Here is a 16,124-nt window from a genome sequence, read left to right as displayed (position 1 = left end):
CGGTGTGCGGCATCGCGTTGAGCATCGGCCCCGAGGCCGACCCGGCGACCTTCCGCCGGATGCTCGCCGCGCTGGCCCCGCGCGGTGAGGTCACCGAGACCCGGTCCGAGAGCGGACTGCTCGCCGGCACCCGCCGGCTGCGGGTCGTCGACCGGGACCGGGCGGTGCAACCGTGGACGTCGACCGACGAGCGTTGGCTGCTCTGCTTCAACGGCGAGATCTTCAACTACCGGGAGTTGCGCGCGCAGTTGACCCGCCTGGGCCAGGCCTTCCGCACCGAGAGCGACACCGAGGTGCTGCTCGCCGCGTTCCAGCAGTGGGGCGAGGCGGCGGTGACCCGGCTGCGCGGTGAGTACGCCTTCGCGGTCGTCGAACGAGCCACCGGCCGGGCGTACCTGGCTCGCGACCCGCTCGGGGTGAAACCGCTGTACTGGTCCCGTCGACCCGGCTGCCTGCACCTCGCCTCCGAGGTCAAGGCGCTCGTCGGGCACGGCGCCCCGATCGCCGAGGTGCCGCCCGGGCACCACGGCTGGGCGGACGCGGACGGGCACGTCCGACTGAGCCCGTACGTCGACCTGTTCACCATCGGCGACGGACTGCCGGTCATCGACGACCCGGACGAGGCCGCGCTGCTGGTCCGCGCCGCGCTCAGCGACGCGATCCGCATGCGGGTGGAGACCGACCTGACCGTCGGGGTGGTGCTCTCCGGTGGGCTGGACAGCTCGTTGACCCTGCGGCAGGTGCGCGACATCCACCCGGACTGCGTAGCGGTGACCGTCGGTGTCGCGGACAGCCCCGACGTGGCGTACGCGCGGCGGCTCGCCGCCGATCTCGACGTGCCGCACGTGGTGGTCGAGCTGCGACCGCGCGACATCCGGCTCGCCGACGTCCGCGAGGCCATCCGGGTCTCCGAGCTGACCGAGTACGGCGACATCATCAACGCGGTCGTCTCGGTGCCGATCTTCCGGCGGCTGCGCGACCTGGGCATCAAGGTGGTGCTGACCGGCGACGGCTCCGACGAGCTGTTCGGCGGGTACCCGATGTACCACCAGGTCGCGCCGGCGGCGGCCCGCCGACTGTTTCTGCACCGGATCCGCAACCTGTGCCGCACCGAGTTGCAGCGGGTCGACCGGGCCGCCATGGCACACGGCGTGGAGGCCCGGGTGCCGTTCCTCGACCTCAGCGTGGTGGAACTGGCGATGCGGTTGCCGGTGGATCTGAAGCTGCGCCACGGGCAGGAGAAGTGGATCGTCCGGCGGGCGTTCGCCGACGTGCTGCCCGACTACATCCTCCGCCGTCCGAAGAACCCGATGTCGTACTCGTCGGGGCTGCACGAGCGGGTCCGGCTCTACAAGCCGCTCTTCGCCAGGCTGCACCGCTCCTTCGGCTACGACCTGCAGGAGCCGGTCCGTCGGGACTTCGACACGGTGTTGAGCCGCTGCGGCAACGACCTGGACCGGGCCATCGCCGACGGGCTGACCCGACCCGACTACACGGTCCTGGAGCACGCCCGTGACCTGGTCGGCGCGGCCAAGTGGAACGCCGCTCCGGTGGTCCGCCGGCTGGTCGGCCCGCGCCCGGCCCGCCACTGACGGCCGCACCGCACGCCACGCTCGACTCTGACACGGTGTCAGGGATGCGCGTTCAGCTCACCAGCAGCAGCGCGCCGACCGCGGCGAGCGTCGCGGTGACCGCGAGCAGGGTGCTGGTCAGCACGAACCGGGTCACCGGCACCGCCACCCCTGCCGCCCGGCAGCGCTCGAACCACAGCAGGGTGGCCAGTGACGCCCAGGGGGCGGCCAGCGGCCCGACGTTGGTGCCGATCAGCAGGGCCAGCAGGCGGGTGTGGTCACCGGCCGGCAGCACCGACTCGCCGGCCAGGTAGGCGGGCAGGTTGTTCACCGCGTTGGCGAGCAGCGCCCCGGTTCCACCGGCGCGCAGGGCGCCCAGCGCGCCACCGTCGGCGCCGACCAGGGTGCCGACCAGGTCGTCCAGCCCGTGCCGGCCGAGGGTCTGCACCACCAGGAACAGGCCGGTGACGAAGAACAGCAGGCGCACCGGGATCAGCCCCGGGCGCAGTGTGGCGGGGGAGCGGAGCAGGAACCCGACCAGCACCAGCACCAGCCCGACGGTGGAGGCGATCTCGATCTCCACGCCGGCGAGGATGCCGGCGACGAAGATCAGGCAACCGGCGAGCGCCGTACGGTGCAGCACCGGGTCGGCCGGCACGTGCCGGGTCGGCGGGACGAAGCGTCCACCGGCGGGCCGCTGTCGCCGCCACCACCCGAACCAGAGCAGGGCCATGGTGACCGTCACGGCGGCGAGCTGCGGCAACGCCATCCTGGCCGCGTACGCCAGGGGGGCCAGCCCGACCCGGTCGGCGGCGAGCAGGTTGGTCAGGTTGGACACCGGCAGCAGCAGGCTCGCGGTGTTCGCCAGCCAGACAGTGGTGACGGCGAGCGGGGCGGCGGGGATCCGCAGGTTCCGGGCCAGCGCGAGCAGCACCGGGGTGAGCAGCACGGCGGTGGTGTCGAGGTTGAGCACGAGGGTGGTCAGCGTGGCGAGACCACCGCAGAGCAGGAACAGTGCCGCCCACCTGCCTCGGGAGGCGATGGCCAGTCGGCTGGCCAGCACGTCGAAGACACCGGCCACGGCGGTCAGCTCGGCGAGCACGATCACGGTGCCGAGGAACACCAGCAGCGGCAGGATCCGCTGCAGGGTGGCGGTGGTCTCCGCGCGGGGGAGCAGCCCGCTCAGCGCGCAGGCCGCGCCCACCACGGCGAGGACGGCAGCCACCAGGTCCAGCGGGTGGGGCCGTCGGCGCGTGGTCGGCTCGGGCGGGGCGGCAACTGTCACGTCTGTTCACGTTGGCACAGCGTCTGGCCAGCTTGTTCGCAACCCCCGTCCTGGTGACGGGCCCCACCGCGCCCGTACCCGGGGGGCCTGGCGTCGCAACGGCACGGGCCCGGCCCCCGAAGGTTCGGGGACCGGGCCCGGCGTGGTGCGTGGTGCCTACCAGCCCAGGTAGCTGGGCTGGGTCTGCACGTTGAGCTCCTGGTAGCGGGTCAGCTTGGCCGACCAGGTACGCCAGTCGTTCAGCTCCAGGACGTCCAGGCCCTTCACCATGTCGTTGGAGTAGATGTGGCCGTTGTAGTAGTACGCGGACCAGGTGCCGCCGCCGACGAACGTGTCGGCCGAGAGCGGGCCGCGCTCCCAGAAGGCGATCTCCTTCGGGTTGGCCGAGTCGGTGAAGTCGAACACCGAGATGCCACCCTGGTACCACGCCTGGACCATGATGTCCTTGCCGAGCACCGGGATCAGCGAGCCGTTGTGCGCCACGCAGTTCTCGGTGTCGGCGTTGGCCCGGGGGATCTTGTAGTAGCTGCGGAAGGTCATCGTCCGGGCGTTGCCACGGCCGGCGATGTCGTAGATGGCGTCCGCGCCGCGGTTCGGGCCGACGGTCTCGTTGCAGGTCGCCGCCCCGCCACCACCCAGCTCGTCGGTGAAGATCACCTTGGTGCCGGCGTTGTTGAAGGTGGCCGAGTGCCAGAACGCGAAGTTGACCTCGTCCCGGACCCGGTTGATGACCCGGGGGGCCTCGCGGTTCTTGATGTCGAGCAGGATGCCGTCACCCATGCAGGCGCCGGCGGCCAGGTCCTTCGACGGGTAGGCGGTGATGTCGTGGCAACCGGTGGTCGCCGAGCCGGTCTGGCTGCCGGGGAAGCCACCGTCCGGGAAGAGGTTCGGCGTCGCGACCACTGCCGCGTCGGTCGGCTTCTTCACCGGCACCTTGATGATGGAGATCGAGTCGTGCGGCGGCTGGCAGTCCGGGAATTCGGCCCGCGGGCTGTACGACGAGACGTACAGGTAGATCGCCTTGCGGTCCTTGCCCGGCACCAGGGTGTGGGTGTGCGAGCCGCAGGCCGTCTCGACGGACTTGATGTAGCGCGGGTTGGCCTTGTCCTTGATGTCGAAGACCTTGATGCCCTCCCACGAGCCCTTCACGTCCGCTCCCTGCGTGGTGCTGTTGCAGGAGTCGTCGCTGCGTGACGAGTCGGTGGAGAGGAAGAGCAGGTCGCCGTGGACGGAGATGTCGTTCTGCGACCCGGGGCAGAGCACCCGGGCCTTGACCTTCGGAGCGCTGGGCCGCGAGATGTCGTAGATGACGAAGCCGTTGTAGTTGCCGGCGAACGCGTACTTGCCCTGGAAGGCGATGTCGCTGTTTGTGGAGTCCAGCGGGGCGACCTTGGGCAGGTTGGCGATCTGGCGCAGGTTGGGACTGCTCACGATCTCGTCGACGCCGGGGATCGTGTTGGTGAGCGCGGGGGCCGGGGCCGCCTGCGGCACCGACTGGGCGTTGCTCGCCGGGGCGACGAGGGCGCTGGCGACGAGGAGGCCGGTCGTGGCGAGCGCCACGACACGCAGTTGTCGTAACCGTGGCTTGTGGAATCTGATCATCGGCGGGGCCCTTCGCAAGGGGGAGACGATGGTTGACACGTTACAGTCCGACGAAGAACGTCGATGTGAGCTGGATCACATGAAAGCGGGTTCTTCAATGGATAGCATCGCGGTGACCTCGACTGCAGGGAGTGGCCCATGACCAACCGGCGCGCACGCATCCTGGCGGGCGTCACACTGGCTCTCGTGTTGCCGCTTGTGGTGTTCATGGTGATCCGCCTCGACGGCGACACCGGTACGAGCGCACCGCAGCCGGTCTCCGCGCCCGCCACCTCCGCCGCGTCGCCGACGGTCAGCCCCGTCCCCACCGACCTGACAGTCATCGCGCCCGGCCGGCCGGGCGAGACCGCGGCCACCCGCCCGGCGCACGAGGTCCGCGACGCCGGCCCCGCCCCGCACAACTCGCTGGACGTCTGGTTCGTGCGGATGATGATTCCGCACCACGCACAGGCGCTGGCGATGGCGGAGCTCGCCCCCGAACGGGCCGCCGACCCCGACATCCGGGCCATCGCCGAGCGCATCCGGGCCAGCCAGGGGCCGGAGATGGGCATGATGCGCGGCTGGCTGCAGACCCGTGGCCTCCCGGCCGAGGCGCAGGGGCACGACCACGGCACCATGCGCGGCATGCAGTCGCCAGAGGCGATGCGGCAGCTCACCGCGGCCCGTGGCGCGGACTTCGACAGGCTCTTCGTCCGGATGATGACCGAGCACCACCAGGGTGCCATCGAGATGGCCACCAACCTGCTCACCGTCGGCTCCGACCTGACGCTCAACGAGTTCGCCAACTCCGTCGCCACCGAGCAGACCGTCGAAATCGACCGCATGCGCGAGATCCTCGGCGGCTGAGCCCAGGCGCGGGGCGCGAGGCCCGAGCGTCCCGGCACGTACGCTGGGTGACCGTGAGACGCACAGTGTTCGGCCGCCCGCTGCGCGGCGTCGCCTTCGACGTGGCCGTCGCCGCCCTGGTGGTCCTCGTCTCAGTGGCAGCGGCGGTGAACCAGCCGGGCGGCTGGGCGGCCACGGCGGTCGGCCTGGGGATGGCTGTGGCGTTGCTGTTCCGCCGCACCCACCCGAGCGCGGTGACGGTGGCGGTCGCGGTGCTCGCCCTGATCCAGGTGATCGCCCGCTGGGGTCCGCTCATCTACGACGTGGCCGTCCTGATCGCGCTCTACAGCGTGGTGAAGTACGGCCGGCGGCTGCGCGACGGCGTCCTGGCCGGCGCGGTCGCGGCCGTCGGCGTGCTGCTGGCCGCCGCGCAGACCCCCAACGTCATCCAGTGGTGGGTGACCGCGCTGTGGTACGCGCTGGTCACCGGGGCGGTGTGGCTGGTCGCGCTGAACGTGCGGACCCGCCGGCTCTACGTGCTCAGCCTCGAGGAGCGGGCCACCACACTCGAACGCGAGCGGGAGGCGGAGTCCCGGGCGGCGGTCGCCGAGGAACGCACCCGGATCGCCCGTGAGCTGCACGACGTGGTCGCCCACAGCATGGCCGTGATGATCGTCCAGGCGGACGGGGCCCGGTTCATGCTCGACCGCGACCCCGCCCAGGCGCGCACCGCCGTGAAGGTGGTCGCGGACACCGGCCGGCAGGCCCTCGACGAGATGCGCCGGCTCGTCGGCGTCCTGCGTGACGCCGGCCCGGCCGGCGCGGACGGGGCCGACGGGCTGGCGGTGGCGGCCGACCCCGAGCACCGACGCCTCGCCCTGGCCGAACTGCCCGACCTGCTGGCCCGGTTCGACGACGCCGGTCTGCACGTCCGCAGAACCGTCACCGGTGCGCCACCGGCCCTGCCGCCGGGCCTGGAGCTGACCGTCTACCGGGTGGTGCAGGAGGCGTTGACCAACGCGCTCAAGCACGCCGGCGTCGGCGCCGGCGTCGAGGTCGTCCTGTCGTACACCGCCGAGGCCGTCGTGGTCCGGGTGGTCGACGACGGTCGCGGCCGTCCGCTGGTCAGCCCGGCGCCGTCCGGCGGTCACGGCCTGCTCGGCATGCGGGAGCGGGTGACCGTGTACGACGGCAGCCTCACCGCCGGTCCCCGGCTGACCGGGGGCTGGCAGGTCGAGGTTCGGCTGCCGCTACCGTCAGAGCCGGCAACGGAGGTGATCGCGGCATGACGGTCCGGGTAGTGATCGTGGACGACCAGGCGCTGGTCCGCGCCGGGTTCCGGATGGTGCTGGAATCCCAGCCCGACCTGGAGGTCGTCGGGGAGGCGATCGACGGCGCGGACGCCCTGCGGGTGCTCGCCCGCACCGAGGCCGACGTGGTCGTGATGGACATCCGGATGCCCACCATGGACGGGGTGGAGGCGACCCGTCGACTCTGCGCCGAGCGGCCCTCGGGTGGCCCTCGGGTGCTGGTGCTGACCACCTTCGACACCGAGGCGGACGCGTTCGCGGCGTTGCAGGCCGGCGCGAGTGGCTTCCTGCTCAAGAACGTCCCGCCGGAAGAGCTGCTGGCCGCGATCCGGGTGGTGGCCCAGGGCGACTCGGTGGTGGCTCCGTCGATCACCCGGCGCCTGCTGGACCGGTTCGCCGGGCAGCTCGGCGCCGCCCCGAGCGCCGACCCTCGACTCGCGCAGCTCACCGAACGGGAACGGGAGGTGCTGCTGCTGGTCGCCCAGGGGCTGTCGAACGCGGAGATCGCCGCCCGGGTGCACGTGGCCGAGGCGACGGTGAAGACCCACGTCGGGCGGATCCTGGCGAAACTCCAGCTGCGCGACCGGGTCCAGGCGGTGGTCCTGGCGTACGAGAGTGGGCTGGTCACGCCCGGCGGATGACACGGCGTACGACCTGGGTCGTAGCGGCCGGCGGGCGCACCGCGACCCGGGGCGCACGCAGGTCGAGCGCGCAGGTGGAGATCGACAGACCGGTGCCGGACATAGCGTCGGAGGGGTCCGATCCGCCACCTGCACCGGGAGCCCCGCATGATCCGCCTGACCCTGCGCTCGTTGCGTGCCGAGGCGCTGCGCATGCTGCTCTCGGCGCTCGCCGTCGTGCTCGGCGTCGCGTTCGTCGCCGGCACGATGATCTTCGTCGACGGGATGCGGACCGGGGCGTACGAGCGGGCCGGCACCTTCGACCGCCACACCGACCTGGGTGTCTACTCGGCCGGCCGCGAGGTGTTGCCCCCGGCGCTGGTCGACCGGGTGCGAGCGGTCGACGGGGTGGCCGCCGCAGCCGGTGAGTTGACAAACACCGCCGGGATCGTCGGAGCCGACGGTCGGCCGGTGCTCGGCTTCACCATGCTCGTCGCCATCCCCACCGAGGACGCGCTGCGCTCGTACGACGTGGTGACCGGCCGGTTGCCCGACCGGGCCGGGGAGGTGGTGCTCGACGCGCCGACGGCCGCCGAGCAGGGCTTCGGGCTCGGTGCGTCGGTCCGGATCGGCGCCACCGGTGGGGCGGCCCGCCCGTACACAGTGGTGGGCACCGTCGACGTGGCCGGCACCTCCCGCGACGTCGGCGGCCCGTTCGTCGGCCTGGTCGGGTCGGACGCCTTGGCCCTCACCGGCGAGCGGGGCTACGGCCGGATCATGGTGGCGGCCCGACCGGGCGTCGACGTCACGGCACTGACCGAGAAGGTACGCGCCGCGTCCGGCGCCGAAGCCACTGTGAAGAGCCGCCAGCAGATCCTCGACGAGGCGGTGGAGGACGCGGTGCGCAACGTGGACCAGTTCCGCATGCTGCTGTTGATCTTTGTGGGGGTCGCGATCGTGGTGGCCGGCTTCGTGATCGCCAACACCTTCGCGATCGTGCTGGCCCAGCGCACCCGACGGACCGCGCTGCTGCGCCTGATCGGCGCCACCCGGGGACAGGTCTTCCGGTCCACGGTGCTGGAGTCGGCGGTGCTGGGCCTGGTCGCCTCCGCGCTCGGCGTGCTGCTCGGGGTGGCCCTCGCCGCCGGGTTGCGGCTGCTGCTGTCCCAACTGGACGTGCCGGTCACCGGTGGGCTGACAGTGACCGGTTCGACGGTGCTCACCGGCCTGCTGCTGGGCACCGGGCTCACCGTGTGCGCCGCCCTGCTGCCGGCCTGGCGGGGGACGCGGATCGCCCCGGTGGCCGCGCTCACCGATGCCGCGGTGCAGCCAAGCCGGGGTGCTGGTCGGGTTCGACTGAGCATCGGCGCGGTGGTCCTCGCCGTCGGTGTGGCGGCGCTGGCCGGCGCCGCCAGCGCCGGTCAACTGCTCCTGGTGGCGGTCGGTGGGGTGCTCACCTTCTTCGGGATCGTGCTGTTCGGGCCGGTGCTCGTCCCCACGCTGGCGCGAGTGTTCGGCTGGCCGGTACGTCGCGTGCTCGGCACCATCGGTGAACTGGCGGTCAACAACACGGTGCGCAATCCGCGGCGGGTCGCCGCGACAGCCACCGCGCTGGTGATCGGTATCGGACTGGTCTCGGCGTTCATGGTCGGCGCGCGCAGCACCAAGGACGGCATCGAAAGCAGCGTTGACGCCCAGATCGGGACGGACTTCGTGGTCAGCGGAATCGGTCAGGACCTGCCGGCCGCGCTCGTCGGTGAGCTCGCCTCCCGCCCCGAACTGGGTGTGGTGCACGAGCAGCGCAGCACCGTCGTCGACGACGTCGAGATCCGCGCGGCCCACCCGGCGCTGGTCGGCCGGACGCTGAGCGGGGTGCTGGCCGGCGACGCCGAGCGGGTCGGGCCGGGGCGGGTGCTGGTGCACCGCGAGTTGGCGCGGGCCCGCGGCTGGCAGGTCGGCTCCCCGGTGACCGTCAGAGGGAAGGCGTTCCGGGTGGCCGCCGTGGTCACCGACGACACCCCCGGCGGCGAGGTGCCCGCCGGTCACGTCATCGACCTGTCCGACCAGGACTTCGCGGCGCTCTTCCCCGCCCAGCGCGGCTACCTGGCCGAGATCGACCCCGCCGCCGGGGTGAGCCCCGAGCGGGCCCGCGACGCGATCACCGCGGTGCTGGGCCGCTACCCGACGGCGAACCTGATGGACCAGGGCGCCTACAAGAAAATGCTCACCGGCACTGTCGACATGCTGCTCGCCTTCGTCACCGCGCTGCTCGGTCTGGCCGTCGTGATCGCCCTGGTCGGCGTGGCGAACACCCTGAGCCTGTCGGTGGTCGAACGGACCAGGGAGAACGCCGTGCTGCGGGCGGTCGGGCTGACGCGAGGGCGGATGCGCGCGGTGCTCGCCGTCGAGGCGGTGCTGATGGCGCTGGTCGGCGCGGTGCTCGGAGTCGGACTCGGCACCGGAGTCAGCGCGTCCACGATGGCCCTGCTGGACCGCCTCGGCGGCGACTTCCACGTGGTGCTGCCGCTCGGCCAGCTCGGGCTGATCCTCGGTGTCGCGGTGCTCGCCGCCCTGCTCGCCTCGGTGCTGCCGGCCCGCCGGGCGCTGTCCCGCCCGGTCGTCGAGGCGCTCGCCGACCAGTGAGCCGCTAGCGGTCCGGACCGGCCGGGTCCGCGACCCGGCGACCGGACGGACATCCGCTGGCCGGCCCCGCCATCTTCCCCGGCGGCGGGACCGGCCAGCGGTGCCGGGTCTACAGGCGCTCGACCATCGGGCCGACGCACCGGTTGCGGGTGTCGAAGACGTAGCGGGCGTGCCTGACCACGAGGTCGTAGTCGAAGGTGTCATGGTCGGTGACCACCACCACCGCGTCGGCCGCGCGGACCTCACGCTCGCTGAGCCCGACCACTGTGATCCCGGCGGGGATCTGGTGCGCCTCGGCGTACGGCTCGACGGCGTGCACCTCGGCGCCGAGGGCCTGCAACCGACGGGCCACGTCCACGGCGGGGGAGTCGCGCATGTCGCCGGTGTTCTTCTTGTACGCCAGACCGAGCAGCAGCAGTCGGGCGCCGCTGACGGCCCGGCCGTCCCGGTTCAGCCCACCCATGATCCGCTGTGCGACGTGTTCGGGCATTTCGTGGTTGACGTCGTTGGCCAGTTCGATGAACCGGAACTGCCTACCGAGGCGGCGCTTGACCTGCCAGGACAGGTAGCACGGGTCGATCGGCAGGCAGTGCCCGCCGACGCCGGGGCCGGGCCGGAACGGCATGAAGCCGAACGGCTTGGTCGAGGCGGCGTCGATCGCCTGCCAGACGTCGATGTCGAGGTGGTGCGAGAGCATGGTCAGCTCGTTGATCAGCGCGATGTTGACCTGGCGGAAGGTGTTCTCGATCAGCTTGGTCAGCTCGGCGACGCGGGTGGAGTCCACCGGTACGGTGCGTTCCACGAGGCGCTGGTAGAACCCGTCCACCCGGGCCAGCGCCGCCGGGTCCACACCGGAGACCACCTTCGGGGTGTTCTCCAGGCGCCAGGTCGGGTTGCCCGGGTCGATCCGCTCCGGGCTGTAGCCGAGGTGGAAGTCACCGGGGCTGGTCAGACCGCTGGCCGACTCCAGCAGAGGGCGCAGCAGCTCCTCCGTGGTGCCCGGGTAGGTGGTCGATTCCAGGATCACCGTGCAGCCCGGGCTTACGTAGGGGCCGATACCGATGCCGGCCTGCTCGACGAAGCTCAGGTCCGGGGTCCCGTCGCGCAGCGGGGTCGGCACCGTGATGACGCAGATGTCGAACCCGTCAGCGTCGGTGTACTCCGTGCTGGGGTGGTAGCGGCCGCTGCCCAACGCGCGGCCCAGCCGATCGGCCGGAATGTCCTCGATGAACGACTCGCCGGAGGCGAGCCGCTTCACCCGGTCGGCGTCGACGTCGAGACCGACCACGTCGAGCCCCGCCTCGACGGCCCGCATGGCCAGCGGCAGTCCGACGTACCCCTGACCGATCACAACCAGCTTTTCAGCGCTCACCCAGGCTCCCGCAGCAGATGGTGTAAATAGCCTGCTGGGAGCCTAGAGGCGTCTTCGGCGCCGTAAGTCCGTTTTGGGGATATCGGTGCTTGTGGGACTAGCGGGGGTCGGCGACAGCGCTCGACTCAACCGCCCGCCGGCACCTCCGGGTCGAGCGGCGGGCTGGAGGTGGCGGGTGGCTCAGGAGGCGCGCTGGTCGGCGGCGGCGCGCCCGTCGTCGGCGCCGCGCTGGTGGGCGGCGCCGTGGTGACGTCCACCGTCGGGGTCGGCGAGTTGACGGTCTGGCTCGGCTGCACACTCGGCGTGGCGGAGACCGAGGCCGACGGGGAGTTGCCGGTGACGTGCGGCCGGTCCGGCCGGCCCGGCTCGACACTGGTGATCTGCTCGTTGGCCGCGGGCAGGTCGACGGGGCCGCTCGGCGCCACCGTCGGCGAGGTGGCCGGCAGATTGACAGCCGGGTCGTCGCCGACGTTACGCGTCGCGGCCAGCGCCGCCCCGAGCCCGACCAGCGCGACCAGCATGGCCGCCGCCGCGCCGACGAGCGGACCCCGCCGTCGCTGGCGTCCGTCCGCCACCGCCGCGCCGGCCGGCACGTCAGTGCGGGTGCCCGGCCCAGCGTCGCGCAGCGCGACCGGCCCGGCCATCGCCGTCGGCGGCTCGCCGCCGGTGACCGCCGTCCGAGCGGCCTCGGCCATCGCCGCTCCGCTGGTGAACCGCTCCAGCGGATCCTTGGCCAGGGCCCGCGACACCAGGGCGCGGACCGCCTCCGGAATGTCGTGCGGCAGCTCCGGCGGCTCGTCGTCCAGGTGCCGCACGGCGACCTGGAGCGGATTGTCACCGGTGAACGGCGGACTGCCGGTCAGGCAGCAGTAGGTGACAGCGCCCAGGGCGTAGATGTCGGTGGCACCGCTGACCGGTCGACCGGCGGCCTGCTCGGGAGCCATGTAGAGCGCGGTGCCCGGCACCGCGTTGGTGCTGGTGATGCTGGTGATGTCGGTGGAACGGGCCACGCCGAAGTCCACCAGGACGACGGTGCCGTCCTCCTGCACCAGCAGGTTGCTGGGCTTGACGTCGCGGTGAACGATGCCGCCGCGATGCGCCGCGTTGAGCGCTGCGGCCGCCTGGGCCACGATCGACATCGTCTCGGCCACGTCGAGCCGCCCGGCCGCCTCGATCCGCTTCGACAACGGCTCGCCGGCGACGAACTCCATGACGAGGTAGTCCGCCCGCCCGCCGTCGGGGAGATCGTCCGCACCGCAGTCGAAGACCTGCACGATGCCGGGGTGCCGCAGCGCCGCCATGATCCGTGCCTCGGCGCGGAAGCGGGCGATGAAATCGGGATCGGAGACCAGCGCCGGCAGGAGAACCTTGACAGCGACCTGCCGGCCGAGGATCAGGTCGGAGGCACGCCAAACGTCGCCCATGCCGCCCGTGGCGACACGTTCGTCCAAGCGGTAGCGACCGCTGAGCACGACCTCCGATGACAACACCGCATTACCGTACCTAGAGTGGCGCGGGGCGGCGCGCCGTGGCAGGGCCGCCGGGCGGCCGGTTCAGACCGGCTGATCCGGCCTGACCTGTGTGGACGCTCGCCCTTTGTGACGCTGCGAAAGGGTAGTGTCACGAAACGCGACTATTTCCGTCGCTCGGGCCGTCGATGGTGGCAAGAAACCCCGTACAGGCGTGGCTGGCGTCTGTTGCGTGCCGGCCGTTACGACGACGCGCCGTCGGGCCGGGTTGATAATTGTCACTCTTCCGTGACACGACGCCGACTTGTCGCTTCGTGAGCCCCCTCTTAGCGTTAGCCCGGCTCGGGCCCTCCCGGCTACCTCGGCGCGCAGCGCGCCAATCGAGCACCCCGGCGTTGGCCCCGGACACGCCGCCCCGACAATCGTGGTCGCGGGCACAATCTGAAGCGGTGGAGGGCGGTGCGGTGCTGGTGCTGATCGGGCGGACGACTCGTGCCGCGTGGCGTGCGCCAGCCCGGTTGGTCGGGCCGACCCGCCCCGAACGACGCGTGGGCCGCGCATGACCGCCGACCTGTCGGAGGTGGTGACCGCCGCGCAGGCCGGGGACGAGGAGGCGTTCCGCTTTCTCTACCGCAGCCTCCAGCCCGGGCTGCTGCGGTACCTGACCGCGCTCGTCGGGGCCGACGCCGAGGACGTCGCCTCCGAGACCTGGCTCCAGATCTCCCGTGACCTGCCCGGCTTCACCGGGGGCGAGTTCCGGGCGTGGGCGGTCACCATCGCCCGTAACCGCGCGATGGACCACCTGCGCCGGATGCGCCGTCGCCCCTCACTCCCGGTCCCGGTGCAGGCGCTCGTCGAGCTCGCCAGCGACGCGGACACCGCCGAGCGAGCCAGCGAGACGATCGGCACCGAGACCGCCCTCGCGCTGATCGCCACCCTCCCGCCCCGGGAGGCCGAAGCGGTCCTGCTGCGGGCCGTGATCGGGCTGGACGCGGGATCCGCCGGCCGGGTGCTGGGCCGCCGGGCCGGCGCCGTGCGGACCGCCGCTCACCGTGGCCTACGCCGGCTCGCGGTCCTGCTCGAGCGGCAGAGCCCGGCCGGGTCCTCGGTCGGGGTCGAGGGGGTGCCACCGCCGCGTGCGGGGAGTGGCCCCGCCCTGCGGGCGTCGCACGTCGAACCGGCGGACGGCTGACGTGAGGGGACTCCCGATGAACCCGTTCCGGCGGGCCGACCACGCCGACACCGAGCGGCTGCTCGACTCGGCCCCTGCCTGGGTGGACGCCCCGCTGGATCAGGGCCCCTCCGCCCCGCCCACGGAGGCGGACGCGAACTCACCTGAGGTGACCTCGCACGCGCCCCCGGTCGAGCCGGTGATCGCGTTGCTCGCCGCGGCGGCCGGCCCCGTCCGCCCGGGTGAGTTGGCCGGGGAGGACGCCGCGGTGGCCGCGTTCCGGAACGCCCGAGCCAACCCGGCGCCGGCCGTGCCGCAGCGGCCACGCCGTCGCCGGATGACCACCGGCGCGGTGGCCTGGATCGGCGCGGTGGCAGCTACCGCCACGGCGGGGGCCGCCTTCGCCGCGGTCACCCGGGACCGCGAGCCAGACCCGGTCGCGCCGGCACCGTCGCGCCCGTCACCCTCGCCGCACCAGGGCGCATCCCGGTCGACCGAGCCCGGTCGGTCGGTGGGCCCTGACGTCGCGTCGCCGGGCGCGCCGCCGTCCGTCACCGCCACACCGTCGACCGGTCCCACCACCGTCGGCCAGATGCACGGACTGTGCCGCGCGTGGCGGGCGAAGAAGCCCGAGCAGCGGGAGAAGGCGCTGCGCACGCCGGCCTTCCAGAAGCTGGTGACCGCCGCTGGCGGACCCGCCAAGGTCGAGGCGTACTGCCAGCGGCTGGTACCCGAGACGAAGCCGTCCGAGCCAGCGAAGGTCACGCCCTCCGCGCCGGCGAAGGGCAAGCTGTCCCCTTCGGGGCAGGCCCCGCCGGCACCGCCGCGACCGGGCCACCCCACCGGCGGCTGACCGGCTGGCGGTTGGGAGCGGTTTGGTTCCGCCCTCCTTCGGAAATTCGTCTGTTAGACAGAGGTTGGTGGCACCGTGCACGCCCCCCGACGGTGTCGGTGGGTGGGTTTACGGTGGCACAGTGTGCCGGACCCGGCACATCGGAGAGGGGGCCCGACCCTTGGTGACGTCATCCGACCTGGACCGCAGCGCCATCCTGCGCGAGTCCGCAGCCGCAGTCCGACACCTCGCCCGGATCTGCTTCAAGACCGGCCCACCCACCCACACCGGCGTCGAACTGGAATGGACCGTGCACGACGCCGCCGATCCCGCCCGCCCCGTCGACGCGACGAGGCTGCGGGCGGCGCTGGGGCGGCACAGCCCCGCCACGCTGGATGCCACCAGCCCAGCCGAGCCGCTGCGACACGGCGGCATGGTCACCCTGGAGCCCGGTGGCCAGTTGGAGATCTCCACCCCGCCCCGCCCCTCGGTCGCCACGTTGATCCGCGCCACCGAGGCCGACATCGCCCAGGTCACCGACCTGCTGGCCGCCGCCGGGCTGATCCTCGGCAGCAGCGGCATCGACCCCCACCGACGGCCCCGCCCGGTGGTGGAAACTCCCCGTTACCGCGCGATGCGCGGAGCCTTCGACCGCCACGGCCCGGCCGGCCGCACGATGATGTACAGCACCGCCGGCCTGCAGATCTGCCTCGACGCCGGCGAGCCGGACCAGGTCGCTGACCGCTGGGCCGCGGCCCACGCGGTCGGGCCCCCACTGCTCGCGGCGTTCGCCTCCGCCGCTCGACACGCCGGGCGGCGCACCGGTTGGGCCTCCGCCCGGATGGCCGCCTGGCTGGCCATCGACCCGACTCGGACCCGCCCGGTCTGGTCGCCCTCCCGGTCGGCGGACGATCCGACCGACGCCTGGATCAGCTACGTGCTCGCCGCGCCGCTGCTCTGTCTGCGCCGGCACAGCGCCGACTGGGCCGCGCCGCCCGGGGTGACGTTCGCCGACTGGCTCGACGGCGCGCTGCCCCAACCGCCCACCGCCGATGACCTCGACTACCACGTGAGCACCCTCTTTCCGCCGGTGCGGCCGCGCGGCTACCTGGAGCTGCGCTACCTGGACGCCCAACCCGATCGTGGCTGGCGGCTGCCACTGGCGGTGGTGACCGCCTTGTTCGCTGACCCGGGCACCGTTCGCGAGGCGTACACGATCGCCGCGCCGGTGGCGCACCGCTGGTCGGCCGCCGCCCGGCACGGCCTGGCCGATCCGCCGCTGGCCGCCGCCGCGGCGGCCCTGCTCGACCTGGCAGTGAGCACCATGCCCCGACTGGAGCTGCCGGCCAGCACCCACGACGAGATCCGGCGAGGGATACGCCAGCGGCGGGCCGCCGCAGAGAGGAGAGACCAGTGAGCGCGAG

At 72.7% G+C, this 16,124-nt stretch carries 12 protein-coding genes; 8 read left to right on the top strand and 4 right to left on the bottom strand.

What is annotated here, in order from left to right; genetic code table 11:
* Positions 1-2: 2 nt before the first annotated feature.
* Positions 3-1,592: an asparagine synthase-related protein gene (locus tag AB0K35_RS12895; RefSeq protein ID WP_238672022.1), complete on the top strand. Its 1,590-nt coding sequence runs from the start codon at positions 3-5 to the stop codon at positions 1,590-1,592.
* 52 nt (positions 1,593-1,644) lie between these two features.
* Here the strand turns inward: AB0K35_RS12895 and AB0K35_RS12890 are convergent, their stop codons facing one another.
* Both AB0K35_RS12890 and AB0K35_RS12885 read right to left on the bottom strand, forming a co-directional pair.
* Positions 1,645-2,856 (bottom strand): SLC13 family permease, encoded by a 1,212-nt coding sequence (locus AB0K35_RS12890; RefSeq protein ID WP_238672023.1) that lies wholly within the window; start codon positions 2,854-2,856, stop codon positions 1,645-1,647.
* A 156-nt stretch (positions 2,857-3,012) separates the two neighbouring features.
* The gene (locus AB0K35_RS12885) at positions 3,013-4,458 is read right to left on the bottom strand and encodes a hypothetical protein (RefSeq protein ID WP_238672024.1); all 1,446 of its coding nucleotides are present in this window, start codon (positions 4,456-4,458) and stop codon (positions 3,013-3,015) included.
* A 138-nt stretch (positions 4,459-4,596) separates the two neighbouring features.
* On the opposite strand from AB0K35_RS12885, the gene AB0K35_RS12880 reads away from it, so the two are divergent.
* The 4 genes from AB0K35_RS12880 to AB0K35_RS12865 all read left to right on the top strand — a co-directional run bounded on the left by AB0K35_RS12880 (position 4,597) and on the right by AB0K35_RS12865 (position 9,856).
* Complete coding sequence (locus AB0K35_RS12880; RefSeq protein ID WP_238672025.1) at positions 4,597-5,304, top strand: DUF305 domain-containing protein; 708 nt, start codon at positions 4,597-4,599, stop codon at positions 5,302-5,304.
* A 47-nt stretch (positions 5,305-5,351) separates the two neighbouring features.
* The gene (locus tag AB0K35_RS12875; RefSeq protein WP_363885311.1) at positions 5,352-6,572 is read left to right on the top strand and encodes a histidine kinase; all 1,221 of its coding nucleotides are present in this window, start codon (positions 5,352-5,354) and stop codon (positions 6,570-6,572) included.
* On the top strand, positions 6,569-7,234 hold the full coding sequence (locus AB0K35_RS12870; RefSeq protein WP_238672027.1) for a response regulator transcription factor: 666 nt from the start codon (positions 6,569-6,571) through the stop codon (positions 7,232-7,234). The genes AB0K35_RS12875 and AB0K35_RS12870 overlap by 4 nt, the downstream gene beginning before the upstream one ends.
* A 147-nt stretch (positions 7,235-7,381) precedes the next feature.
* The gene (locus AB0K35_RS12865; protein WP_363885308.1) at positions 7,382-9,856 is read left to right on the top strand and encodes an ABC transporter permease; all 2,475 of its coding nucleotides are present in this window, start codon (positions 7,382-7,384) and stop codon (positions 9,854-9,856) included.
* Between the two features lie 109 nt (positions 9,857-9,965).
* Here the strand turns inward: AB0K35_RS12865 and AB0K35_RS12860 are convergent, their stop codons facing one another.
* Together AB0K35_RS12860 and AB0K35_RS12855 are read right to left on the bottom strand one after the other, a co-directional pair.
* Positions 9,966-11,228: a nucleotide sugar dehydrogenase gene (locus tag AB0K35_RS12860; protein ID WP_357273704.1), complete on the bottom strand. Its 1,263-nt coding sequence runs from the start codon at positions 11,226-11,228 to the stop codon at positions 9,966-9,968.
* Positions 11,229-11,353: 125 nt separating this feature from the next.
* The gene (locus tag AB0K35_RS12855) at positions 11,354-12,718 is read right to left on the bottom strand and encodes a protein kinase (RefSeq protein ID WP_363885306.1); all 1,365 of its coding nucleotides are present in this window, start codon (positions 12,716-12,718) and stop codon (positions 11,354-11,356) included.
* A gap of 538 nt (positions 12,719-13,256) precedes the next feature.
* On the opposite strand from AB0K35_RS12855, the gene AB0K35_RS12850 reads away from it, so the two are divergent.
* The 3 genes from AB0K35_RS12850 (at position 13,257) to egtA (ending at position 16,117) form a co-directional block, all read left to right on the top strand.
* The gene (locus AB0K35_RS12850; protein ID WP_238672031.1) at positions 13,257-13,889 is read left to right on the top strand and encodes an RNA polymerase sigma factor; all 633 of its coding nucleotides are present in this window, start codon (positions 13,257-13,259) and stop codon (positions 13,887-13,889) included.
* 16 nt (positions 13,890-13,905) lie between these two features.
* Positions 13,906-14,721: a hypothetical protein gene (locus AB0K35_RS12845; RefSeq protein WP_238672032.1), complete on the top strand. Its 816-nt coding sequence runs from the start codon at positions 13,906-13,908 to the stop codon at positions 14,719-14,721.
* Positions 14,722-14,881: 160 nt separating this feature from the next.
* Positions 14,882-16,117 carry an ergothioneine biosynthesis glutamate--cysteine ligase EgtA gene (gene egtA / locus AB0K35_RS12840; protein WP_238672033.1) on the top strand — a complete coding sequence of 412 codons (1,236 nt, stop codon included), beginning with the start codon at positions 14,882-14,884 and terminating at the stop codon, positions 16,115-16,117.
* Positions 16,118-16,124: the final 7 nt, after the last annotated feature.

The sequence above is a fragment of the Micromonospora sp. NPDC053740 genome, from assembly GCF_040677775.1.
GTDB lineage: Bacteria > Actinomycetota > Actinomycetes > Mycobacteriales > Micromonosporaceae > Micromonospora > Micromonospora alfalfae.
This window is presented reverse-complemented; position numbering and strand designations above follow the sequence as displayed.